Genomic DNA, 21473 nt, shown 5'->3' with positions numbered 1-21473 from the left:
GCTGGGGCTGCTGTGTCTTGACGATCATCATGCCGGTCGCCGCGCGACGGCACACGTCGCCCTCCCCGCCCGCCCGTCCACCGGCCCCGACTTCCGCTTCGGGACGAGCAGTTCACCCCCGCCCACGAGCGCGGCGGCCTCCGCGACGGAGGGGGTACCGGCGGCGGCCAGCGCCGCGCCGGAGGGGTTCGGCACGGCCACGGCCGCCAACTCCTCGGCGGGGTAGGACACCAGAGGGACCCCGAGCCGCTCGGCGGCGCGGACGAGACCGGGTTCACCGGCCTTGGCATCGACGGTGGCCAGCGCGACGACGGCCTCGACCGACAGCCCAGCATCCCGCAGCACCCGCTCCACCAGCCCGAGAACCTCCCCCACCGACACCCCCACGGAGGCGCCCACACCGACGACGAGCACGTCGGAACCACGGTCAGCCACAGCCTCGCCCCTGTCTCGGGGGCGCGGGGAACTGCGCGACAAGCCCCACTCACCCGCACCCGAAACACGACCCGCCCGCTCCACACCACCCCGGGGCGCCGCAGCCACAACGCCCACCTCATCCGGTACCAAAGACGCATGGCTGTCCTCGTGGCACTCGGCGCTTTCCTGATGACGCTCCTCGGCGGCTGGACGGCACAACGCGTCACCGACCGCCGCCACCTCGTCCTGGGCCTGGCCGGCGGCCTGATGCTGGGCGTGGTCGGCCTCGACCTGCTCCCCGAGGCACTGGAGGCCGCGGACGACGAGGTCTTCGGTGTCCCCGCCGCGCTGCTGCTGTTCGTCGCCGGATTCCTCCTGGCCCACCTCGTGGAACGCCTGCTGGCCGCCCGCCAGGCGGCACACGGCGCGGAGGAGCACAACGGCCGTACGCCCCAGGTGGGTCTGACCGCCGCCGCCGCGATGGTCGGACACAGCGCCATGGACGGCGTCGCCATCGGCGCGGCCTTCCAGATCGGCGAGGGCATGGGCATCGCGGTCGCGCTCGCGGTGATCGCCCACGACTTCGCGGACGGCTTCAACACGTACACGCTCACGAGCGTCTACGGCAACGCGCGCCGCCGCGCGCTCGCGATGCTGTTCGCGGACGCGGCGGCCCCGGTGGTGGGAGCCGCGTCCACACTGCTGTTCACGATCCCGGAGGGCCCCCTCGGCTGCTATCTCGGCTTCTTCGGCGGCGCGCTGCTCTACCTCGCCGCCGCCGAGATCCTCCCCGAGGCCCACCACGAACACCCGGCCCGCTCCACCCTGCTGTGCACGATCGCCGGGGCGGCCTTCATCTGGCTGGTGGTGGGGGTGGCGGAGTGAACGGGACGGCGGCCCACCGCCCGGGACGCCGCTCAGGAGACCGTCCGACGGGCCGCCCGGCGGGCCGCTCACGAAACCGTCCGGCATCTCTCCACGAACCGCCGCGCGACCCCCGGCTCCGCCGCCCAGTGCGTATGCAGATAACTCGCGTGCACCCCGCCCCGCACAAAGCCCTCGACGCGCGGGGGAGGGGTCCGTATCCCCCAGGCGGGAGTGGCCCCGGCCCCGGGCTCGACGACCGTCCGATGGAATTCGTGGGCCCGCATCCGGGTCCCGGCCGGCGCGAGCACACTGTCGGTGACGGCCACGGCGTCCCGGTAGCCGAGGGTCAGCCGCTCGTCCATCCGGGCCGTCGCGTCGAGCACCGCGCACATGGGCCGCCCGTCCAGCTCCCGGCACAGATACAGCAGCCCCGCGCACTCCGCCGCCACCGGAGCCCCGCCGAACGCCAGCTCGGCGACCGCCTTGCGCAGCGGCTCGTTGGCGGACAGCTCGGCGGCGTACATCTCGGGGAACCCGCCGCCGATCACCAACCCGCGTGTCCCGTCGGGCAGTTGCTCGTCCCGCAGCGGATCGAAGACGACCACCTCGGCGCCGGCGGCCGTCAGCAGCTCGGCGTGCTCGGCATAGGAGAAGGTGAACGCGGGCCCACCGGCCACGGCCACCACCTCGCGCTTCCCCGCGGCCGTGACGGGCGGCTCCCACGCCGTGCCCGACAGTGACCCGGCGGTCCGGGCGAGCGCGACCAGCGCCTCCAGATCGCATCCGGCCCGCACCTGCGCGGCCATCGCCGCCACGGCCTCCAGCGCGGCGGCCTGCCGCTCGGCGACCGGAACGAGTCCCAGATGCCGGGACGGGGTGTCCACCTGCGGCGCCCGCCGCAGCACCCCCAGCACGGGCACCCCGGTCGACTCCAGGGCGTCCCGGAGCAGTTCCTCGTGCCGGTCCGAGGCGACCTTGTTGAGGATCACGCCCCCGATCCGCACCTCGGTGTCCCAGGAGGCGAACCCGTGCACCAGCGCCGCCACCGACCGCGACTGCGACGACGCGTCCACGACCAGCACCACCGGCGCCCGCAGCAGCTTCGCCACATGCGCGGTCGAGGCCAGCTCCCCCTGCCCCGAGGCCCCGTCGAACATCCCCATCACACCCTCGACGACGGCGATGTCGCACCCGCGTGACCCGTGCGCGAAGAGCGGCGCGACCAGCTCCGGCCCGCACAGGTACGCGTCGAGGTTTCGCCCCACCCGCCCGCTGGCGAGCGCGTGATAGCCGGGGTCGATGTAGTCCGGCCCCACCTTGTGCGGGGACACGGCGAACCCCCGCTCGGAGAGCGCGGCCATCAGCCCCGTCGCCACGGTGGTCTTGCCGCTGCGCGACGAGGGCGCGGCGATCACCAGCCGGGGGACGGAGGGCAGGGGAGCGGCGGAGGAGGCCATGGCAGCCGAGGTCACGACGTCACCACTCGATGCCCCGCTGGCCCTTCTGGCCCGCGTCCATGGGGTGCTTGACCTTCGACATGTCCGTCACCAGGTCCGCGAAGTCCACGAGCTTCTCCGGCGCGTTCCGTCCGGTGATCACCACATGCTGGGTCCCCGGCCGGTTCCGCAGCACCTCGATCACCTCGTCGGTGTCGATCCACCCCCAGTGCAGCGGGTACGCGAACTCGTCCAGCACATACAGCTTGTACGTCTCGGCCGCCAGGTCCCGCTTGACCTGCTCCCAGCCCTCGCGGGCCTTGTCCTCGTTGGCCGTGTTGTCACCCTGAATGCCGCGCTGCACCCACGACCAGCCCTCGCCCATCTTGTGCCAGTCGACGGAGCCGCCCTCACCGGACGCCCCGAGCACCCGCAGCGCGTTCTCCTCGCCGACCTTCCACTTCGCCGACTTGACGAACTGGAACACCCCGATCGGCCACCCCTGGTTCCAGGCCCGCAGCGCGAGCCCGAACGCGGCGGTCGACTTGCCCTTGCCGATGCCCGTGTGCACGAACACCAGCGGACGGTTGCGGCGCTGACGGGTCGTCAGCCCGTCCTCCGGCACGACACTCGGCTGTCCCTGCGGCATCTAAGCGGCCCTCCTCGAAGAATTCTGTGCGCCCGGTGCGCCCTGCGAGCCCTGCACGTCCCGGACCAGCCCGGCGATGGAGTCCGCCCGCAGCTCGTCCAAGGTCACCGCTGTACCGCCCAGTTCACCCGCCAGCTGCCCCGCGAGCCCCAGCCGGACATGGCCCGACTCGCAGTCGACGACCACGGACGCGTGGCCCTCGGCCGCGAACAGCCGTGCCGCCCGCCCGGCGAGCGCGACCGGCTCCGGCCCGCCGGTCGCCCGGCCGTCGGTCACCACCACGACCAGCGGCCGGCGCGCGGGGTCCCGAAGCCGCTCCAGCCGCAGGACGTCGTGCGCCTTGAGCAGCCCGGCCGCGAGCGGGGTCCGCCCGCCCGTCGGCAGCGACTCCAGCCGGGCCGCCGCCGCGTCCACCGACGAGGTCGGCGGCAGCGCCACCTCGGCGGCCGATCCCCGGAAGGTCACCAGCCCCACCTTGTCCCGCCGCTGATAGGCGTCGAGCAGCAGCGACAGCACCGCGCCCTTCACCGCGCTCATCCGCTGCCGTGCCGCCATCGACCCCGAGGCGTCGACCACGAACAGCACGAGGTTGCCCTCGCGCCCCTCCCGGGCGGCCTGCCGCAGATCGTCACGCCGGACCACCAGACCCGGCCCGGACCGCCCGCGCGTCCGCTGATGCGGCGCGGCGGCCTGCACCGTCGCCGCCAGATGCAGCTTGGTCAGCGTGCCACGCGGCCTGCGCGCCCCGGTCGTGCGCCCGTGCTCGGTCCGTGCCCGCGAGCGCCGCCCGGCGGCACCCTCCCCGAGCCCCGGCACACTGAGCACCTTCGTACGGAACGGCTCGGCGGCCCGTACGGCGGACTGCTCCCCGGCGGCCGGAGCCTGCGCCGGCACACCCTCGCCGGACTCGGGCCGGGCGCCGCTGTCACCGCCCTGCGGCGCCTCGGGCTCCGGAGCGGGCGGCTGCCCACCGCCACCACCGGGCCCGTCGGGACCGGGATCAGGATCAGGATCGTCGTCCTGAGGGTCCTGAGGGTCCTGAGGGTCCTGCGGCGGCTCCGCGAACTCCTCCAGCGTCTCGTCGAGCCTGTCCTCGTCGAGGCCGGGCGCGTCGAAGGGGTTCCGCCGCCTGCGGTGGGGCAGCGCGAGCAGTGCCGCCTGCCGCACGTCCTCCGCGAGCACCTCGGTCCGCCCGGCCCACGCGGCGAGCGCGGTCGCCGTCCGGGCCATCACGATGTCGGCCCGCATCCCGTCCACCTCGAACGCCGCGCAGGTCGCCGCGATCTGCAGCAGCGCCCCGTCGCCCAGCACCACCGACGGCAGCAACTCCCGTGCCGCGACGATCCGTTGCCGTACGCCGGCCTCCTCGTCCGCCCAACGGGCCGCGAAACCGGCCGGATCGTCGTCGTGGGCGAGCCGCCGCCGGACGACCTCCACCCGCTGCTCCGGCTCCCGCGAGGCCGCGACCTCCACGGTCAGCCCGAACCGGTCGAGCAACTGCGGCCGCAGCTCGCCCTCCTCGGGGTTCATCGTCCCGACGAGCAGGAACCGCGCGGCATGCCGTACGGAGACGCCCTCGCGCTCGACGTACGAGGCGCCCATCGCTGCCGCGTCCAGCAGCAGGTCGACGAGATGGTCGTGGAGGAGGTTGACCTCGTCGACGTAGAGGATGCCCCGGTGCGCGTCCGCGAGCAGGCCGGGCTCGAAGGCCTTCACGCCCTCGGAGAGCGCCCGTTCGATGTCGAGGGCGCCGACCAGCCGGTCCTCGGAGGCGCCGACCGGCAGCTCGACCATGCGGGCGGGCCGGGTCTCGAACGCCGGCTCGTGCGGCCCGTCCGGGCACGCGGGGTCCGGCTTCAGGGGATCACACGAGAACCGGCACCCGACGACGACCTCCACCTCGGGCAACAGCGCCGCGAGCGCCCGCACGGCGGTGCTCTTGGCGGTGCCCTTCTCGCCGCGCACGAGCACACCGCCGACCGCCGGCGACACGGCGTTCAGCAGCAGCGCCAGCCGCAGATCGTCCTGGCCGACGACGGCCGTGAACGGAAACGGAACACTCACTTCTGGTCGCCCTCCAAGTCACCCTCCGGCCACGGGCAGGTGCCCGGCAGCCGTTCGTTCCACAGCGATCCCGCGCTCATCCGGGCACCCCCGGCGCCCCCGGCGGCACGAACGGCAGCCCCGCCGGCGCTCCCGACTCGATGAGCCGCCACAGCGCGTCCGTGTCCGCGTGCTCCTCGATCAGATCGCCGAGCCGGTCCAGCTGCTCCTCGCGCAGCGCGGCGAACGACGTCTCCGGGGCCGGTACGAACCGGCGCCCCGACGCGGCGGCCACCTCGCGCAGGAAGGCCCGCCGGAACCCGTCCGACTCCAGCGACCCGTGCCAGTGCGTGCCCCAGGTCTGCCCCACCCGGCACCCGTCCAGGCTGTTTCCGTGGTCATCGGAGATGAACCCTTCCCCGCCCAGCACCTCGGCGACCCCGTGATGGATCTCGTACCCCTCGACGCGCTCCCCGAGGGCCTCGCCCGCGGGCCGGGTGAGCGTCTTCTCCTCGGCGAACCGCACCCGGACGGGAAGGACTCCGAGCCCCGTCACCCGCCCCAGCCGGCTCTCGACCTCGTCCTCGATGTGCTCCCCGAGCACCTGGAACCCGCCACAGATCCCGAGCACCGGGCGCCCTTCCGCCGCTCTGCGCACGAGCGCGTCGGCGAGCCCCCGCTCCCGCAGCCACTCCAGCGCCCGGACGGTGCCCCGGGTGCCGGGCACGACGACGAGATCGGCGTCGGCCAGCTCCTCGGCCCGGTCCACGAACCGCACCACGACGCCGGGTTCGGCGGCGAGCGCGTCCACATCGGTGAAGTTGGACATCAGCGGCACCGCGCACACGGCGACCCGCAGCACGTCCTCCCCGACGGGCGGGGCGACGTTCGACTCCCGGACGGTCCCGCGCAGCGAGACCCGCAGCCCGTCCTCCTCGTCGATGCCGAGCCCGTGCCGGAACGGCAGCACCCCGTACGTCCGCCGCCCGGTCAGCCCGCGCAGCATGTCGAGCCCCGGCTCCAGCAGGGTGACGTCCCCGCGGAACTTGTTGACGAGGAACCCGGCGACGAGCGCCTGGTCCTCGGGGGACAACAGGGCCACCGTGCCGAAGAAGGACGCGAAGACCCCGCCGCGGTCGATGTCGCCGACGACCAGCACGGGCAGCCCGGCGTTCCGGGCGATCCCCATGTTGACGATGTCGGTGCGCCGGAGATTGATCTCGGCGGGCGAACCGGCCCCCTCGCAGATCACCGAGTCATACGTGCCCCGCAACTCGGCCAGACACTCCAACACGGTCCCGAGCAGCCGCTGTTGCCGCCCCCCGTGATAGCCGCGCGCGCTCATCTCGCCCACGGGCTTGCCCAGCAGCACGACCTGACTGCTCCGCTCGCCCCCGGGCTTCAGCAGCACCGGGTTCATCAGCGCGCTGGGCTCCACCCGACAGGCCTGCGCCTGCATGGCCTGGGCCCGCCCGATCTCGGCGCCCTCCTTCGTCACGAAGGAGTTGAGCGACATGTTCTGCGCCTTGAACGGCGCGACCTTCACCCCCTGCCGCACCAGCCACCGGCAGATCCCGGCGGTGATCACGCTCTTCCCGGCGTCGGAGGTGGTCCCGGCGACCAGCAGCCCACCGCTCATCCCCGACTCCTCGACCGCAGCAGCGACACAGCCGCACCCACCCCCAACGCCAGCCACCCGACCCGCCGGGACAGCCGGACGGCCCGTTCGATGTCCCCCACGACGACGGCGCGCCCCTCTCCATTCAGCACCGGCCGATGCTCGACCCGCCCCCCGTACGACAACGTGCCCCCCAATCGCACTCCGAGCGCCCCCGCGAACGACGCCTCCACAGGCCCCGCGTTGGGACTCGGATGCTTCCCCGCATCGGCCCGCCAGGCCCGGACCGCCCCCCGGGCGTCCTCACCGGAGGCCGCCGCCAACACGGCCGTCAGCCGGGCACCCGGCCACCCCATGACATCGTCCAGCCGCGCCGAGGCCCATCCGTAGCGCCGGTAGCGCTCCGAGCGATGACCGACCATGGCGTCCAGGGTGTTGACGGCGCGGAACCCGAGCAGTCCGGGCACACCCGCCACGGCCCCCCACACGAGCGCCCCCACCACCGCGTCGGAGGTGTTCTCGGCGACGGACTCCACGACGGCCCGCGCGATGCCGTCCGCGTCCAGTGCCTGGGGATCCCGCCCGCACAGATGGGGCAACCGCGCCCGCGCGCCCTCGACATCGCCCGCTTCGAGCGACCGCCCGATCGCCCCGGCCTCCCGCCCGAGCGAGGTCCCCCCGACGACGGCCCAGGTGGCGGCGGCGGTCAGTCCGACGGAGGCGGCACGCGACGGCCGTACGGCAGCGGCGGCGACGGCACCCAGCGCCACGGCGCCGCCCGCGCACACCGCGGTGTGCAGCGCGCCCCACCCGCGGTGGTCCCGCCACAGCACCCGCTCCACGGCACCGGCGGCCCGCCCGAACGCGGCGACGGGATGCCCCCGGCGCGGGTCGCCGAGCAGCAGGTCACCGAGGAGTCCGGCGGCGGCGCCGTACGCGAAGACGCGACCGGCACGCACCGGTTCAGCCGTTCACGGGGTCGGGCAGGGACCGGGCACTGAGCCCCGGCGGGCAGCCGCGCATGGCGCACATGGCGATGTGTCCTCACTCAGGGTGTCCACGCCCTGGTTCGACGAGACCGACGGCGAGAGTTCCTGGCTCCCGGGAGACGCGTCGAGATGCTTCCCCGGTGACAGTGGCGGGACCGCGCCGGACTCGCACCGGCTTCCTCTCCTGCCGTCGTACATGGCCCCGGCAGTCCACCACGCCCCTGGAAGACCCGTCAACTTGCTGTTGACCTGCGATGCAGCGGTGTGCCGAGCCCCACACCGCTGAAATCCCGTCAGACGCCCGAATCGGCTCTTTCCGTGCTCTTCCCCGGTGCCCGGGCGGGGAACACTTGAGGGAACGGCAGTACGAAGCACCGCACCCACGCGGAGGCGGGACACGACACTCGGTCGTCGCGGTGGACGCCATGTCGGTGCGCTGACTCTTGGGCTCGGAGGAGGTCGGTGTGATCGACAGGGAGTCGTCGGCACGGGTGTGGGTCAGGAGCAGCTACTCCGACAACGGGGGCGACTGCGTGGAAGTGGCCGCCGGACGGCGGCGCGTCATGGTCCGTGACTCGAACTTCGATCGTGACGCGCTGCTCGTCTTTCGCCACGCGGCGTGGTGTGGTTTTCTGGCGGGACTTGTGGACCCGGGAGCGGGCGGATCGTGAAGATCCGCTCGGGGGACGGGAGGTGCACACATGGGAGACCGAGCGAGGGAGACCGCCTCGGCGCGCCTGCGGAAGCCGGGCGTCTGGCGGGAACGGGTGACGGCGGCGGCCCCACTGGCGCTCTTCTGCTCCGTGATGGGCGTGCTGTCCGTCGGAGTGGGTGCCCTGGCGGCGCTGCTGGTGCCCGGCGGTGAGGTGCGTGCCCTGGTCTGGCTGGTGGTGACCGTGCTCGGCGCGGCCGGGGCCGGCCTGTGGTGGGGACTGACCCCGGTCACGGAACGGCTCCGGGTCCTGAACCGGGCGCTGGGGGAGGCTCGGCCCCGGCGGCCGCACCACCGCTGACGGGGCTGTTCCGGGAGTCGGCCGAGCGGTCGCGCAGGATCCTGCCCAGCCACGCGCCGAGCGCGGTGACGAGGGCCGCGCCCACCGCGCCGACCACCGCCGAGCCGAGCGGCGACATCCTGCCGAGCGGAAGGCCGGGACCGAACCGGGTGGCGACCGAGACGCTGAACAGCAGGACGCTGCCGCACGCCGTGCCGAGCAACAGCCGCACGGACAGCAGCCGGACGGCTCCCGCCACCCGCGCGCTCTCGACCTGGATCAGTGCCTCGGCCCACTCGGGGTTCTGCATGGCGTACGCCTTGAGGGCGCTGTCGCTCACCTCGGCCGGCTCGTCCCGGTCGGCCCGCTCGGGCGGGACTCTCGACGCGTCGTCCGCAGGGGCGGTGGAGGACGTACGCAATTCCCGCCACCACGCTCGTACTCCGAAGACCGCCATGAGGCCTCCCCCCGTTCGTCGCCCGGGTGTCCCGTCCCGGGTCAGTTGTCGTCCAGACTCTCCCTGATCGCGTCGAGCGCCTCGATCATCCGGTCGCCGTCGTACGCGATGGAGCCGATGTCCTCGAAGCACTCCTGATAACGCGCTGTGAGGCCCAGGTCGTCACGGTTCGTCAGGCCCCCCGTGGGGCCCTCGATGTAGAGCAGATCGTCGTCGTCCTTGAAGCCGAGCAGGATGAACGGCGTGGTGGTGCCGTAGTGCGCGCCCGCCGAGAAGGGCAGCAGCCGCAGACTCACCCGGGGATGCGCGGCCACCGTCTTGATGTGGTCGAGCTGTCGCCGCATGACGGCGGGGCCACCGACCGCGCGCCGTACGGACGCCTCGTCCAGGACGATGTCGGCCTCGGGGCCGCTGTCGCCGTCGAGCAGCCGCTCCTGCCGGGTGACGCGCAGCTCCACCTGCCGCCGCACCCGCGCCTCGGCGGTCCTGGCCGAGAGCAGCGCGGTCGCGTAGTCCTCGGTGTGCAGCAGCCCGGGAAGGACGATGGGGTTGTACATGCGGATCGTGGCGGCGGCGCCCTCGTACCCCAGGTACTGGGCGAACTGGGGGGAGACGAGGTCGCTGTACTGCGCCCACCAGGACTGGCCCTTGGAGCCCCGGGCCGCCTCCTCCAGCTCCGCCACCAGGACGGCGTCCGTGACCCCGTACTGCTGGAGCATCGCCCGCAGGTCCGTCACACCGAGGCTGACCGTCCCCGCCTCGATCCTGATCACCTTGGACAGGGACCACTCCAGGCCCTGCGCGGCGTCCCGCTGGGTCTGCCCCGCGCTCTCGCGCGCTTTGCGCAGCTCGATTCGCAGCCTGCGTCGATTCAGGCTCGGATCGATGTCCCTGGCCATGGTGCTCCCTGCCACATGTCGTCCCAGACTTGTCGGGCCGCCACCTTCGCTGTACCAACTCTCCATTAGAGTAGGTGAGTTGGCGACCGGCGGCTAGCCCTGGTCAGTATGACATGTGTCGTTTCGCGGAGGTCGCCGAGCTACTCCGAATGCGAAGAAAACCCCCGTAAGCGTCACAAGACGCCTACGGGGGTTGAAACCGGAGTTGCCGGTGTCGGCCCGAGAGGACCGTGGGATTTCCGGTCTCAGGTCATGATCAGTGAAATTCCGTACGCCACTGCCGCCGCGCACAGCGCGAAGCACGCGTACGCCCCAGTGGTCGCGAGCGCCACCGAGTCGCCCCGGGTTGACGCCTGCTCCCGCTTGGAGAGGCCGACGATGCCCAGGGTGAAGAGGCCGACGAGGGCCACGGTGACCACGAGGCTGACTCCGAAGACGGAGCCGAGGGCTGCCCAGTCGATGTGCATGGTGATGATCTTCCTCAGGGGGTCGCGGGGCTCAGACGGCGGGAGTCGGCGCGGACGAGGCGGCCGGGGCCGTGCTCTCGGCGGCGGGCGTCGCGGGGGCCGCGATGGTCGCCGTGAGGTCCTCGCCCACGGTGCCGGCCGCCGGCGGGGTCACCGCGGCCATGGCCGTGGTCACCACACCCGGGGGTTCCTCGGCGTGGTCGTTCACATTGGTGTGGTCGATGACCTCGCGGCGCGAGACCATCCAGATCGCGGCACTGGAGGCGATGAGGAAGACCGCGACGACGGCCGTGCCCCAGGTGCCGAACGAGGTCACCCACTCGGCGAGCGCCGCGACCAGCGCGGCGGCCGGCAGGGTCAGCCCCCACGCGACGAACATCCGGGTCGCGGTGGACCAGCGGACCACCCCGCCCTTGCGGCCGAGTCCCGCGCCCATCACGGCACCGGAGACCGAGTGCGTGGTGGAGAGCGAGAAACCGAGGTGCGAGGAGGCCAGGATCACCGTCGCCGCGCTGGTCTGGGCCGCGAAGCCCTGCTGCGGCTGGAGGTCGGTCAGGCCCTTGCCCATCGTGCGGATGATGCGCCAGCCGCCCAGGTAGGTGCCGAGCGCGATGGCCAGACCGGCGGAGACGATGACCCACACCGGCGGGTCGGAGTCGGGTGCGAGGGCGCCGCCCGCCACCAGGGCGAGGGTGATGATGCCCATCGTCTTCTGGGCGTCGTTGGTGCCGTGGGCCAGCGAGACGAGACCGGCGGAGGCGATCTGCCCCGCGCGGTAGCCCTTGCCGGCGGCCTTGTCACTGGTGTGCCGCCCGAGCCTGTACGTCAGCCGGGTGGCGAGCATCGCCGCGATGCCGGCCACCAGCGGGGCCGCCACGGCGGGGATCAGCACCTTGGTCACGAGCACGTCGCCGTGCACGGCGCCCACGCCCACCGAGGCGATCGTGGCACCGATGAGGCCGCCCATCAGGGCGTGCGAGGAGCTGGAGGGGAGCCCGACCAGCCAGGTCAACAGGTTCCAGAGGATGGCGCCGACGAGCGCCGCGAAGATGACCTCTGGCTGTATGCCGGACTCGTCGACGAGCCCTTTGGAGATGGTGTTGGCGACCTCTATGGACAGGAACGCGCCGACAAGGTTGAGCACGGCGGACATGGCCACCGCGACCTTGGGCTTCATCGCGCCGGTCGAGATGGTCGTGGCCATCGCGTTGGCGGTGTCGTGGAAACCGTTCGTAAAATCGAACGCAAGCGCGGTGATGACCACGATCGCGAGGATCAGCGAGAAGTTTTCCATTTACCCAGGCTTCTTTCGGACGTCATTGGCACGAGGACCGTAGGCAACCTGGATGAACGGAAGATGAACTGGGGCGGGCGTGAGGGTGTAGTGAATGAGGGGCTGTCATTCCGCTTGTGTGTCCGCTCGTGTGTCCGGGCCCTGTCCGGGCTCTGCCGCAGGGGCGCTACCCCTCGGCGAACTCCTTCAGCCGGCTCATCGACCCGTTGAAGAGATTCTGGTCACCGGGCAGTTTGCCGCTGCCGTTGTCGTACTGCCAGATCGTCCAGCTCTTCCAGCCCGCCGGAAGCTCTCCCGCCCCCGAGGGGTCGTACCGGGCCAGCCACAGCGCGTGGTTCGCGCCGAAGGCCCCGCTGTTGCCGGTGCAGGTCTTCCACCAGTGGGTGGTGGTGTAGATCACCGGGCGGCGGCCCGTCAGGCGCTCGGCCTCGTCGCTGAACGACCTGATCCAGCGGACCATCCGGCTCGCGCTCAGGCCGTAGCACTTCTTCTTCCTGTCGTACGGGTTGTATTCGATGTCGAGCGCCGGCGGCAGCGTCCGGCCGTCCGCGAGCCAGCCGCCGCCGTTGTCCACGAAGTGGCGGGCCTGGGCCCTGCCGGACGACGCGCTCGGCACCGCGAAGTGGTACGCGCCGCGGATCAGGCCCGCGTCCCCGGAGCCGTTGTACTGCTGGGTGAAGTACGGGTTGCGGTAGGTCGTGGACTCGGTCGCCTTGACGTAGACGAACCTGGCGCCCTTCGCCTTCGCGCGCGGCCAGTCCACCGTCTTCTGGTGCGAGGAGACGTCGTGCCCCCTGGGCCTGGCGGCGGCGGAGACGGGGAGCTCGACGAGAGCGGTCCCGCCGAGGGCGAGCGCCGCGACGGAGGCGGCGACTGCGCGGTTGCGACGGTGGAACGGCTTGCGGGCGCGATCCATGGTTCCCCCCGGAATGGCGACTTGTGCGACAAAACACCCGGAGGCTAGTGGAAGATCACCGCATCACGGTCGATCACCGGCCAATCGCCGACTCCGGGTGATCTGTGCGCATATGGGCTCTGCCGAAGGTTCGCGTCCACCCCTAGAGTGCCCACGCCCGGCACCCGGCGGCGCCCTCGGCCTGGCAGGATCACCGCATGGCTGAGCAGCGGCGCGGCGTCCGGGACGAACGGGACGCGGGTGGGAGTTCGCGGGATGCGCGGGACGTACGGCGGCGGGACGTGCCGGACGAGCTGGCGCGGGCGTGGGACGACCTGGTGGCGACGGCCCGCCGGACGGTGGCCGAGGGTCTGGTCGTCGGCACCTCCGGCAACGTGTCCGTACGCGTCGCGGAGACGGTCCTGGTCACACCGACGGGCGTGCCGTACGACCGGCTGACCCCTGAGGACGTGACGGGCGTCGACCTCTCCGGCCGGCAGGTCCTCGGCACGCTCCGGCCGACGAGCGAACTCCCCATGCACCTGGCGGTCTACGGGACCACCGACGCCCGGGCCGTCGTCCACACCCACGCGGTCCACGCGACGGCCGTCTCCACCCTCGTGAGCGAGCTGCCGCTGATCCACTACATGTCCGCGGCCCTCGGCGGACCCGTCCGGGTCGCCCCCTACGCGACCTACGGCACGGCCGAGTTGGCCGAGAACATGCTCCGCGCTTTGACAGACCGCACCGGTTGTCTCCTCCAGAACCACGGCACGATCACTTACGGAGCCACCCTCTCCGAGGCCTACGACCGCACGGCCCAGCTCGAATGGATGTCCAGAGTCTGGCTGACGGCGTCCTCCGCCCCCGGCCTCACCCCCCACCTGCTCACCCCCGGCCAGGTCGCGGAGGCGGGGGAGCGGCTGAAGGGGTACGGCCAACCGAGCTAGGGCTCTAGCCCCGGTCCGGCCCCCTCTCGACCCCCTTCCGGGCCCGAGGGGCGACCGCGGTGCCGTACACGCCCCTGTGTGCGCCGGGTCACGCCGCTCACCCCTCCGCGGTCACCCGTGGGCCCCCGCCCACTGGCCCCCGGCCGGGTCCGCCAGGACACTGGACGCGTGGGTGCAGTCGGAGCAGCGGTGGCGGCCGTCGGGGTCGCGTTCGCGGCCGGGGCGGCGAGTGTCGCCGCGGGCCGCCTGGCGAGCGACGCCGCGCTGAAGGCGCCGCCGGGCGAACCCCTGCCCACCGAACCCCGGCTGACCGTGCACTCCACCGCCGCCGGCCGCATCGCCCTGACCCGCGCCTTCGCCTCCCGGCGCCCCGGCACCTACGGCCTCACCGGCAACGGCTCCCACGCCGTCGTCGGCGCCGTCCTCGACGGCGCCGCGCCCGCCCCCGACGCCGTCGTCCGCCGTCTGGAACGCGTCACCCACGGCACCCTGGAGCCCGGCGACAAGGTGTGGCTCACCCCGGCGCTCCACCTCGGCGACCCGCGCACCGCGCTCGGCCTCGACCACGAGGACGTCGGGATCCCCGGCGAACTCGGCACCCTGCCCGCCTGGTTCGTGCCCGCCGCCCGGGACACCTGGGTGATCGCCGTGCACGGCCTCGGCACCACCCGCGCCCACGCCATGAACGTCATGGAGTTCCTGCACCACCACCGCTTCCCGGTGCTCGCCCCCGCCTACCGCGGCGACCTCGGCGCGCCCCGCTCCCCGGACGGCCTGAACCACCTCGGCGAGACCGAGTGGCGCGACCTCGACGCCGCCCTCAGGTACGCCGTGCGGTCCGGCGCCGAGCGGATCGTCCTGCTCGGCTGGTCCACCGGCGCCACCATGGCCCTGCGCGCCGCCACGCACTCCGCGCTGCGCGACCGCGTCGCCGGACTCGTCCTGGACTCCCCGGTCCTCGACTGGCAGGCCACCCTGCGCGCCCTCGCCGCCGCCCGCCGCACCCCCGGCGCCCTGCTGCCGCTCGCCGTCCGCGCCGCCCAGGGCCGTACGGGACTGCGCGCCGGCCAGGACACCGACCCGCCGGGGCTCAGGACACCGACCCTGCTCCTGCACGGCCCCGACGACACCGTCGCCCCCTGGGGCCCCTCCCGCCGGCTCGCCGCCCGCCGCCCCGACCGGGTCACCCTCCGCACGGTCCACCACGCCCCGCACGCCGCCATGTGGAACGCGGACCCCGAGGGCTACGAGGAGACCCTGCGCCGCTTCCTGACACCGCTGATGTAGGCGCGTCGGGCCGGGCCCGTCCCCGTACAGGTACGAGCCATTCCGTTTAGCGCTGAACCAAGACGATCCCCGCCGATGTCCCCCCGGAGGGACCCGTGCGTTGGCCACCCCTGTCGCCCGCTGTGACATTCCGTTTGGGTTTTCCGACCGTCAACCGGAAGACTGCCCCCGTGACGTCCCGTAACCCGCGCGACTCCAGGCTCCGCCTCGTCGGCCCGCGCACCCTGGCCGCCGCTCCCCGAGCAGCGGTGACCCAGCGCCGCCGACCGGCTCCCCGGCCCCCGGAGGGCACACCGCCGCCCGTGGAACTCGCCCGCATGGCCCGCGCCGTCCTGGCCGACGCGGCCCGCGTCGCCCACTGGGCCGATGCCGCCCTGCGCCCCGGCCGCGAGGGCGCGAGCCCCGACGGCAAGGGCACACTCTCCGCCGCGACCGCCGAACAGGCCGCCGACGACCTGGGGCTGACCCCGGATCAGGTCCGCCACGACTGGGACACGGCGCGACTGGCCGGCCTGATCGAGGTGCACGGCGACAGCGCGCGCCCCGGCTGGCGCCTGCGCGCCTGGCACCGCGACGACAGCGCCGTACTGCGCGGCTGGGTCGCGTTCTTCGACGCCTGGTCCATCGCCCACCCCGAGCCCGAGGACCGTGAGCCCGCGGCCGTCGCCGAGGTCGTCTCGGCCATGCCCCAGGTGCTCTCCTTCCTGCAGCTCTCCGCCGGGCCCGTCCCCGTGGAGCAGCTCCTCGACCTCCTGGAGCAGCGGGTCACCGAACTGCGCACCGAACGCTGCGAGGTCCCCTACGGCCCGCAGCCCGAGCCGGCACCCGAGCCCGCCGAGGACACCCCCCTCGCGCCCCTGCTCGACTGGTCCCTGCGCGCCCTCGCCTCCGTCGGCGCCCTCACCTACGGCGACGCCCAGGCCACCCTCACCCCGCTCGGCAGCTGGGCGGTCTGGGTCAAGCTGGAGCAGATCTGCGTCGCCGCGCAGAGCCCCGCCGGGAACATCGAGGTCTCCGCCGAGGACATGCTCAGAGGCTGCGCCCAGCTCCGCCCCAACGCGGCCCGCGCCGAGTACCGCGCCTGGCTCGCCGCCCGCCCCGTCGGCGGCGCCGTCACCGAGCTGATCGCCGCCGCGCGCGGCGAGGACGCCCTCATCCGCGGCCTCGCCTTCGAGGCCCTGCGCGTCGTCGGCGCCCCCGCCGAGCCCGACGTCCGCACGGTCGCCGACGAGACCCCGCTGCGCCCCTACGCCCTGCTCTGGCTCGCCGAGCACGACGGCGCCGACCCCGAGGACGCCCACGAGGTCCTCACCCGGGAGGAGTCCACCTGGCTCTGGGTGGACACCGCCGCCGCCGTCGCCGACCACGGCGAGGCCCCGCTCCTCGTACGGCATCTGGAGTCCGCGGTGCAGCCCACGGTCCCCGCGCTGCTCGCCGAGGTCCGCGCGGTCGGCCACCCGCGCACCGTGCAGGTGCTGGTCGCGCTCGCCGCCGCGCACCCCGACCCGGCGCTCGCCAAGGCCGTCCGCCGCGCCGCCTTCCAGGTGCACACCGGGGGCAGCTGACCCCGGAGCGGGAGGGCGTCAGCCGCCGATCTCGGGGGCGTACGTGCCGAAGCTCCACACATTGCCCTCGGCGTCCCGGGCCATGTAGTCCCGTGAGCCGTAGTCCTGGTCCGTCGGGGGCGTCAGGATCTCCACGCCGTGCTCCACGGCCCGCCGGTGGTGCGCGTCCACGTCGTCCACGACGATGTACACGCCGGCGGGTCCCGCGCCCTTCATCGCGCCGTCGAAGACGCTGCCGCTGCCCTTGGAACCGATCATCACCGCGCCGTTGCCCTGTGTCAGCTCGGCGTGCTGCACGATGCCGTCCTCGCCCTCGTACACCGACAGCTCGGTGAAGCCCAGCGCCTCCGTGAGCTGCCGGACGGCGGCCCTGGCGTCCGCGTACAGCAGCGTCGGATAGACGCTCGGACGTCCGTCGCTCCTGCCTGCCATACCGATCACGACCTCTCTGTCGTCCGGTCCGCCGTCCGGTCCGCCGTCCGGTCCGTCACACGGCCCGTCGTCCGGAACACGGCCCCTGCCCAGTTTTGCACCGGCCGCCGACAACGCCCCGCCGAGCCGGTGACCGAGACCACGTGATCCCTTGTCATACGGGCGGAAAACCGCTTGCCGGCCCCGGTTAGAATCGGCCCATGGCCATTCTCCTCGCGCATTAGACGGCGGGAACGTCCTCAGCCGCCCACCCGCCTCCCCGATCCGCCCTGGAGTCTGTCCGTGATCTCCGCCTCCGCCGTCGAGTTGCGCGCCGGCGCCCGCGTCCTCATCGAGTCCGCCACCTTCCGTATCGCCAAGGGCGACCGCATCGGTCTGGTCGGCCGCAACGGCGCGGGCAAGACCACCCTCACCAAGTGCCTGGCCGGTGAGGGCCTCCCGGCCGGCGGCACCATCACCCGCTCCGGCGAGGTCGGCTATCTCCCGCAGGACCCCCGCACCGGCGACCTCGACGTCCTCGCCCGCGACCGCATCCTCTCCGCGCGCGGCCTCGACGTACTGATCCGCAAGATGCGCGAGAACGAGCAGCGGATCGCCAACGGCCAGGGCGGCACCCGCGAGAAGGCGCTCAAGCAGTACGAGCGTCAGGAGACGGAGTTCCTCACCAAGGGCGGGTACTCCGCCGAGGCGGAGGCGGCCACCATCGCCGCCGCGCTCAACCTGCCCGACCGGGTGCTCGGCCAGCCGCTGCACACCCTCTCCGGCGGTCAGCGCCGCCGTATCGAGCTGGCCCGCATCCTGTTCTCCGACGCGGACACCCTCCTCCTCGACGAGCCGACCAACCACCTCGACGCCGACTCCATCGTGTGGCTGCGGGACTATCTCAAGACCTACCGCGGCGGCTTCATCGTGATCTCCCACGACGTCGACCTGGTCGAGACGGTTGTCAACAAGGTGTTCTACCTGGACGCCAACCGCGCCGAGATCGACGTCTACAACATGGGCTGGAAGCTCTACCAGCAGCAGCGCGAGGCCGACGAGAAGCGCCGCAAGCGCGAGCGGCAGAACGCCGAGAAGAAGGCCGCCGCGCTGCACTCGCAGGCCGACAAGATGCGCGCCAAGGCCACCAAGACCGTCGCCGCCCAGAACATGGCCAAGCGCGCCGACCGGCTGCTCGCCGGCCTCGACGCGGTCCGGGTCTCCGACAAGGTCGCCAAGCTGCGCTTCCCCGAGCCCGCGCCCTGCGGCAAGACCCCGCTGACCGCGGAGGGCCTGTCGAAGTCGTACGGCTCGCTGGAGATCTTCACCGATGTCGACCTGGCCATCGACAAGGGCTCCCGCGTCGTCATCCTCGGCCTCAACGGCGCCGGCAAGACCACCCTGCTGCGCCTCCTCGGCGGCGTCGAGAAGCCCGACACCGGCGAGGTGATCGAGGGCCACGGCCTCAAGCTCGGGTACTACGCCCAGGAGCACGAGACCCTCGACCCCGAGCGCACGGTCCTGGAGAACATGCGCTCCGCCTCGCCCGACCTGGACCTGGTCGAGATCCGCAAGACGCTCGGCTCGTTCCTGTTCTCCGGCGACGACGTCGACAAGCCCGCCGGGGTCCTCTCCGGCGGCGAGAAGACCCGTCTCGCGCTCGCGACCCTGGTGGTCTCGTCCGCGAACGTCCTCCTCCTCGACGAGCCGACCAACAACCTCGACCCCGCCAGCCGCGAGGAGATCCTCGGCGCGCTGCGCACCTACAAGGGCGCGGTCGTCCTCGTCACCCACGACGAGGGCGCGGTCGAGGCGCTCCAGCCGGAGCGGATCATCCTGCTGCCCGACGGCGTCGAGGACCTGTGGGGCGCCGACTACGCGGATCTCGTCGCGCTCGCCTGAGCCGCCCGACGCGACCGACAGCTTGATCGAATGGGTTGATCCACTGCCTATGGATCATTCGGCCCATCGGTGATCCATCATCTGTGTGAGATCTCCTCGTACCGAGGTGTGTCCTACATCGATTTCACGGCCGAGCCCTGCTGTGCACAGGGCTCGGCCGTCGTGCGTCTCTGACCTGGCACTTCATGAAAACAACCCGTTCGGGTGTACGGACAGGCCTGGGTGGAATCACAGGTTCCGCTCGTGGGGACGCGCTCCTGTCGTCACAACCTTGTCGCACGGACCTTGCCGAATGGGTGGCCAACCCGCCCCGGAGGGGTGATCATGAGGAGACCAGAGCGCACTTCCCATGAGGAGGACCGGGTGGCCGAGACTCTGAAGAAGGGCAGCCGGGTTACCGGCGCCGCGCGCGACAAGCTCGCGGCAGACCTGAAGAAGAAGTACGACTCCGGTGCGAGCATTCGGGCACTGGCCGAGGAAACCGGCCGCTCGTATGGCTTCGTACACCGGATGCTCAGCGAGTCGGGCGTCACGCTCCGAGGGCGTGGCGGCGCGACGCGGGGCAAGAAAGCCGCCTCGGCCTGACGCCGGGCGGCCATCGCCTTCGATGGTGGCCACCCGGTCGATCGGCTGATCGACCGGGTGGTTACTGTGCAGTCACTTAGCATCGCTCCATCGCTCTGCTGACCGCACTCATCGGAGGCGCCCCATGGCTTCGCTCGAACCGCTGCTCGACCAGGATGGCGTACGGCTCACCGTCGACGACGCGATCGCCACGGTGACGCTGACCAATCCGGCCAAGCGCAACGCGCAGAGCCCCGCTCTGTGGCGGGCGCTCGAAGAGGCCGGACGGTCGGTGCCGGGCTCCGTCCGTGTGGTCGTGCTGCGTGCCGAGGGCAAATCGTTCTCCGCCGGGCTCAACCGGCAGATGTTCACGCCCGAAGGCATCGAGGGGGAGCCGTCGTTCATCGATCTCGCGCGCCGTGACGACGCCGGGCTCGACGCGACCATCGCCGAGTTCCAGGAGGCGTTCACCTGGTGGCGGCGCAGCGACATCGTGTCCATCGCCGCCGTGCAGGGACACGCCGTCGGTGCGGGCTTCCAGCTTGCCCTCGCCTGTGATCTGCGCGTCGTCGCCGACGACGTGCAGTTCGCCATGCTCGAAACCAGCCTCGGACTCGTGCCCGACCTCACCGGCACACATCCGCTGGTGGGCCTGGTCGGGTACGCCCGCGCGCTGGAGATCTGCCTCACCGGACGCTTCGTCCAGGCGGACGAGGCCCAGCGGATCGGCCTCGCCAACCTCGCCGTGCCCGTCGACCAGCTCGACGACGCCGTACGGGACCTCGCCGCCGCGCTGGTGACCGCCCCGAGGGACGCCGTGATCGAGACCAAGGCACTGCTGCGGGGCGTGGCGGGCCGCTCGTACGACGAGCAGCGGGCGGCGGAGCGGGCCGCGCAGGCGCGACGCCTGCGGGACCTCGCGGGCATCGGGGAGTAGCCGACCCGCCTGCCCACCCACCCACCGGCTGGTCTATCTGCTACCGACCTGTCTGCTGTCCGCCGACGGCCGTGACGAGCACCGCCACCGACGGGCGGTCCGGCAGGACCTCGCTCACCGCGGCGCGTACCTCGCGTGCCACGTCCAGGGCCCGTCTCTCCTGCGACACCGCCAGTTCCACGCGGACATGGCGACGGGGGAGGGCGGGCCCTGTCGCGGGCCCTGTCGTGACGAGGCCGCCGAGGGCGGTGGTGAGACGGGTGACACCGGGGACCGCGAGGGCCGCGGCGGCGGTGCGGGAGTTCTCGTCGTCACCGGTGGGCGGCGGTGCCGGGGCGGCCGGCGCCGGCCCGGGGAACGGTCGGGTCGCCGTCTCCTCCTCCTCGTCGTCCGCCAGCAGGTGCGTCACCCGCAGATCCACCTCGGTCACCCGCAGGCCGAGGCGTTCCCGGGCGGTGGCGGACAGGACGCTCCGCAGGCGGGCCGCCAGCGCCGGGAAGGGCTCGGCGGTCGGGCCCGCGGCGGCGGCGAAATCGGCGGTGATCCGGAGCGGGCCGGGCGGAAGGGCGCTCGGGGGAGCGGGCACGGCGGTTTCGGGGGAAGCGGGGGAGACGGGAGAGGCGGGGAAGTCGTCCGGGTCGGCCGGCGCGATGCGGAGGACGCCCAGGGAGACCCCGCGCAACGAGGTCGCACCCCGGCGCAGCACCGCCTCGGCCGCGGCCTCGGTGATCCACGCGCCGTCGTGCGGGCCGCCCAGGGGAAGAACCCGGCCGAGCCCGAGCTGCTGGCGTACCGCCTTCGTCCAACCGTCCGCCGTCATTGCTCCAGCGTGCC

The 21473-nt window shown here is 72.8% G+C and carries 21 protein-coding genes, 1 pseudogene and 1 riboswitch; of the genes and pseudogenes, 9 read left to right on the top strand and 13 right to left on the bottom strand.

All coding sequences use genetic code 11. The features are described from left to right. Positions 1-33: 33 nt before the first annotated feature. A pseudogene (locus J8M51_RS14585) lies at positions 34-414 on the bottom strand (cobalamin biosynthesis protein); the annotation flags it as partial. 159 nt (positions 415-573) lie between these two features. Between J8M51_RS14585 and J8M51_RS14580 the strand changes: the two are divergent. Continuing rightward, positions 574-1302 (top strand): ZIP family metal transporter, encoded by a 729-nt coding sequence (locus J8M51_RS14580; RefSeq protein WP_086764883.1) that lies wholly within the window; start codon positions 574-576, stop codon positions 1300-1302. A gap of 68 nt (positions 1303-1370) precedes the next feature. Here the strand turns inward: J8M51_RS14580 and J8M51_RS14575 are convergent, their stop codons facing one another. The 5 genes from J8M51_RS14575 to J8M51_RS14555 form a co-directional block, all read right to left on the bottom strand. Beyond that, entirely contained in the window at positions 1371-2741 is a 1371-nt protein-coding gene (locus tag J8M51_RS14575) for a cobyrinate a,c-diamide synthase (RefSeq protein WP_086764885.1), read from the bottom strand. Positions 2742-2760: 19 nt separating this feature from the next. Further along, entirely contained in the window at positions 2761-3369 is a 609-nt protein-coding gene (cobO, locus tag J8M51_RS14570) for a cob(I)yrinic acid a,c-diamide adenosyltransferase (protein ID WP_086764888.1), read from the bottom strand. After that, positions 3370-5433 carry a putative cobaltochelatase gene (locus tag J8M51_RS14565; protein ID WP_267299204.1) on the bottom strand — a complete coding sequence of 688 codons (2064 nt, stop codon included), beginning with the start codon at positions 5431-5433 and terminating at the stop codon, positions 3370-3372. It lies immediately after the preceding gene. Between the two features lie 76 nt (positions 5434-5509). Beyond that, the gene (locus J8M51_RS14560; protein WP_086764011.1) at positions 5510-7051 is read right to left on the bottom strand and encodes a cobyric acid synthase; all 1542 of its coding nucleotides are present in this window, start codon (positions 7049-7051) and stop codon (positions 5510-5512) included. Beyond that, positions 7048-7989, bottom strand: a complete 942-nt coding sequence (locus tag J8M51_RS14555; RefSeq protein WP_216590332.1) for a cobalamin biosynthesis protein — start codon at positions 7987-7989, stop codon at positions 7048-7050. The genes J8M51_RS14560 and J8M51_RS14555 overlap by 4 nt, the downstream gene beginning before the upstream one ends. Before the next feature lie 107 nt (positions 7990-8096). Beyond that, positions 8097-8249: riboswitch (cobalamin riboswitch) on the bottom strand. Positions 8250-8483: 234 nt separating this feature from the next. On the opposite strand from J8M51_RS14555, the gene J8M51_RS14550 reads away from it, so the two are divergent. Next, a complete protein-coding gene (locus J8M51_RS14550) occupies positions 8484-8690 on the top strand; it encodes a DUF397 domain-containing protein (RefSeq protein WP_086759386.1) in 207 nt (68 codons plus the stop codon). Positions 8691-8720: 30 nt separating this feature from the next. Next, complete coding sequence (locus J8M51_RS14545; protein WP_236067847.1) at positions 8721-9032, top strand: hypothetical protein; 312 nt, start codon at positions 8721-8723, stop codon at positions 9030-9032. On the opposite strand, the gene J8M51_RS14540 is transcribed toward J8M51_RS14545, so the two are convergent. From J8M51_RS14540 to J8M51_RS14520, 5 genes are all read right to left on the bottom strand, one after another. Beyond that, entirely contained in the window at positions 8962-9468 is a 507-nt protein-coding gene (locus tag J8M51_RS14540; RefSeq protein WP_086759388.1) for a hypothetical protein, read from the bottom strand. The genes J8M51_RS14545 and J8M51_RS14540 overlap by 71 nt on opposite strands. 41 nt (positions 9469-9509) lie before the next feature. Beyond that, on the bottom strand, positions 9510-10367 hold the full coding sequence (locus J8M51_RS14535; RefSeq protein WP_086759389.1) for a helix-turn-helix domain-containing protein: 858 nt from the start codon (positions 10365-10367) through the stop codon (positions 9510-9512). Between the two features lie 245 nt (positions 10368-10612). Next, positions 10613-10834 (bottom strand): hypothetical protein, encoded by a 222-nt coding sequence (locus J8M51_RS14530; RefSeq protein WP_086759391.1) that lies wholly within the window; start codon positions 10832-10834, stop codon positions 10613-10615. A 31-nt stretch (positions 10835-10865) separates the two neighbouring features. After that, a complete protein-coding gene (locus J8M51_RS14525; protein WP_086759393.1) occupies positions 10866-12128 on the bottom strand; it encodes an inorganic phosphate transporter in 1263 nt (420 codons plus the stop codon). 166 nt (positions 12129-12294) lie between these two features. Then, positions 12295-13044, bottom strand: coding sequence for a lysozyme (locus J8M51_RS14520; RefSeq protein ID WP_086759394.1), 750 nt, complete (start codon positions 13042-13044; stop codon positions 12295-12297). Between the two features lie 197 nt (positions 13045-13241). Here J8M51_RS14520 and J8M51_RS14515 point away from each other — a divergent pair, with 197 nt between their 5' ends. The 3 genes from J8M51_RS14515 (at position 13242) to J8M51_RS14505 (ending at position 16825) form a co-directional block, all read left to right on the top strand. After that, positions 13242-13973, top strand: a complete 732-nt coding sequence (locus J8M51_RS14515; protein ID WP_216590334.1) for a class II aldolase/adducin family protein — start codon at positions 13242-13244, stop codon at positions 13971-13973. A gap of 168 nt (positions 13974-14141) precedes the next feature. Next, positions 14142-15260: an alpha/beta hydrolase family protein gene (locus J8M51_RS14510; protein ID WP_216590335.1), complete on the top strand. Its 1119-nt coding sequence runs from the start codon at positions 14142-14144 to the stop codon at positions 15258-15260. Between the two features lie 170 nt (positions 15261-15430). Then, positions 15431-16825 carry a hypothetical protein gene (locus tag J8M51_RS14505; protein ID WP_179203312.1) on the top strand — a complete coding sequence of 465 codons (1395 nt, stop codon included), beginning with the start codon at positions 15431-15433 and terminating at the stop codon, positions 16823-16825. 18 nt (positions 16826-16843) lie between these two features. Here the strand turns inward: J8M51_RS14505 and J8M51_RS14500 are convergent, their stop codons facing one another. Then, positions 16844-17266, bottom strand: a complete 423-nt coding sequence (locus J8M51_RS14500; protein WP_086760111.1) for a VOC family protein — start codon at positions 17264-17266, stop codon at positions 16844-16846. 273 nt (positions 17267-17539) lie between these two features. On the opposite strand from J8M51_RS14500, the gene J8M51_RS14495 reads away from it, so the two are divergent. The 3 genes from J8M51_RS14495 (at position 17540) to J8M51_RS14485 (ending at position 20639) form a co-directional block, all read left to right on the top strand. After that, entirely contained in the window at positions 17540-19138 is a 1599-nt protein-coding gene (locus J8M51_RS14495; protein ID WP_086760109.1) for an ABC-F family ATP-binding cassette domain-containing protein, read from the top strand. Between the two features lie 363 nt (positions 19139-19501). Beyond that, positions 19502-19723: a helix-turn-helix domain-containing protein gene (locus tag J8M51_RS14490; RefSeq protein WP_006123601.1), complete on the top strand. Its 222-nt coding sequence runs from the start codon at positions 19502-19504 to the stop codon at positions 19721-19723. Between the two features lie 124 nt (positions 19724-19847). Continuing rightward, positions 19848-20639, top strand: a complete 792-nt coding sequence (locus J8M51_RS14485) for an enoyl-CoA hydratase/isomerase family protein (protein ID WP_086760107.1) — start codon at positions 19848-19850, stop codon at positions 20637-20639. A gap of 40 nt (positions 20640-20679) precedes the next feature. Here J8M51_RS14485 and J8M51_RS14480 read toward each other — a convergent pair whose 3' ends face one another. Next, entirely contained in the window at positions 20680-21459 is a 780-nt protein-coding gene (locus tag J8M51_RS14480) for a nucleopolyhedrovirus P10 family protein (RefSeq protein WP_267299203.1), read from the bottom strand. Between the last annotated feature and the right edge of the window lie 14 nt (positions 21460-21473).

Source organism: Streptomyces griseiscabiei (genome assembly GCF_020010925.1).
GTDB classification, from domain to species: domain Bacteria; phylum Actinomycetota; class Actinomycetes; order Streptomycetales; family Streptomycetaceae; genus Streptomyces; species Streptomyces griseiscabiei.
This window is presented reverse-complemented; position numbering and strand designations above follow the sequence as displayed.

Coding starts and splice junctions, on each gene's coding strand:
- J8M51_RS14515 (WP_216590334.1), top strand. CDS start 13,242: ATGGCTGAGCAGCGGCGCGGCGTCCGGGACGAACGGGACGCGGGTGGG.
- J8M51_RS14525 (WP_086759393.1), bottom strand. CDS start 12,128: ATGGAAAACTTCTCGCTGATCCTCGCGATCGTGGTCATCACCGCGCTT.
- J8M51_RS14485 (WP_086760107.1), top strand. CDS start 19,848: ATGGCTTCGCTCGAACCGCTGCTCGACCAGGATGGCGTACGGCTCACC.
- J8M51_RS14535 (WP_086759389.1), bottom strand. CDS start 10,367: ATGGCCAGGGACATCGATCCGAGCCTGAATCGACGCAGGCTGCGAATC.
- J8M51_RS14480 (WP_267299203.1), bottom strand. CDS start 21,459: ATGACGGCGGACGGTTGGACGAAGGCGGTACGCCAGCAGCTCGGGCTC.
- J8M51_RS14580 (WP_086764883.1), top strand. CDS start 574: ATGGCTGTCCTCGTGGCACTCGGCGCTTTCCTGATGACGCTCCTCGGC.
- J8M51_RS14575 (WP_086764885.1), bottom strand. CDS start 2,741: ATGGCCTCCTCCGCCGCTCCCCTGCCCTCCGTCCCCCGGCTGGTGATC.
- J8M51_RS14520 (WP_086759394.1), bottom strand. CDS start 13,044: ATGGATCGCGCCCGCAAGCCGTTCCACCGTCGCAACCGCGCAGTCGCC.
- J8M51_RS14560 (WP_086764011.1), bottom strand. CDS start 7,051: ATGAGCGGTGGGCTGCTGGTCGCCGGGACCACCTCCGACGCCGGGAAG.
- J8M51_RS14545 (WP_236067847.1), top strand. CDS start 8,721: ATGGGAGACCGAGCGAGGGAGACCGCCTCGGCGCGCCTGCGGAAGCCG.
- J8M51_RS14530 (WP_086759391.1), bottom strand. CDS start 10,834: ATGCACATCGACTGGGCAGCCCTCGGCTCCGTCTTCGGAGTCAGCCTC.
- J8M51_RS14540 (WP_086759388.1), bottom strand. CDS start 9,468: ATGGCGGTCTTCGGAGTACGAGCGTGGTGGCGGGAATTGCGTACGTCC.
- cobO (WP_086764888.1), bottom strand. CDS start 3,369: ATGCCGCAGGGACAGCCGAGTGTCGTGCCGGAGGACGGGCTGACGACC.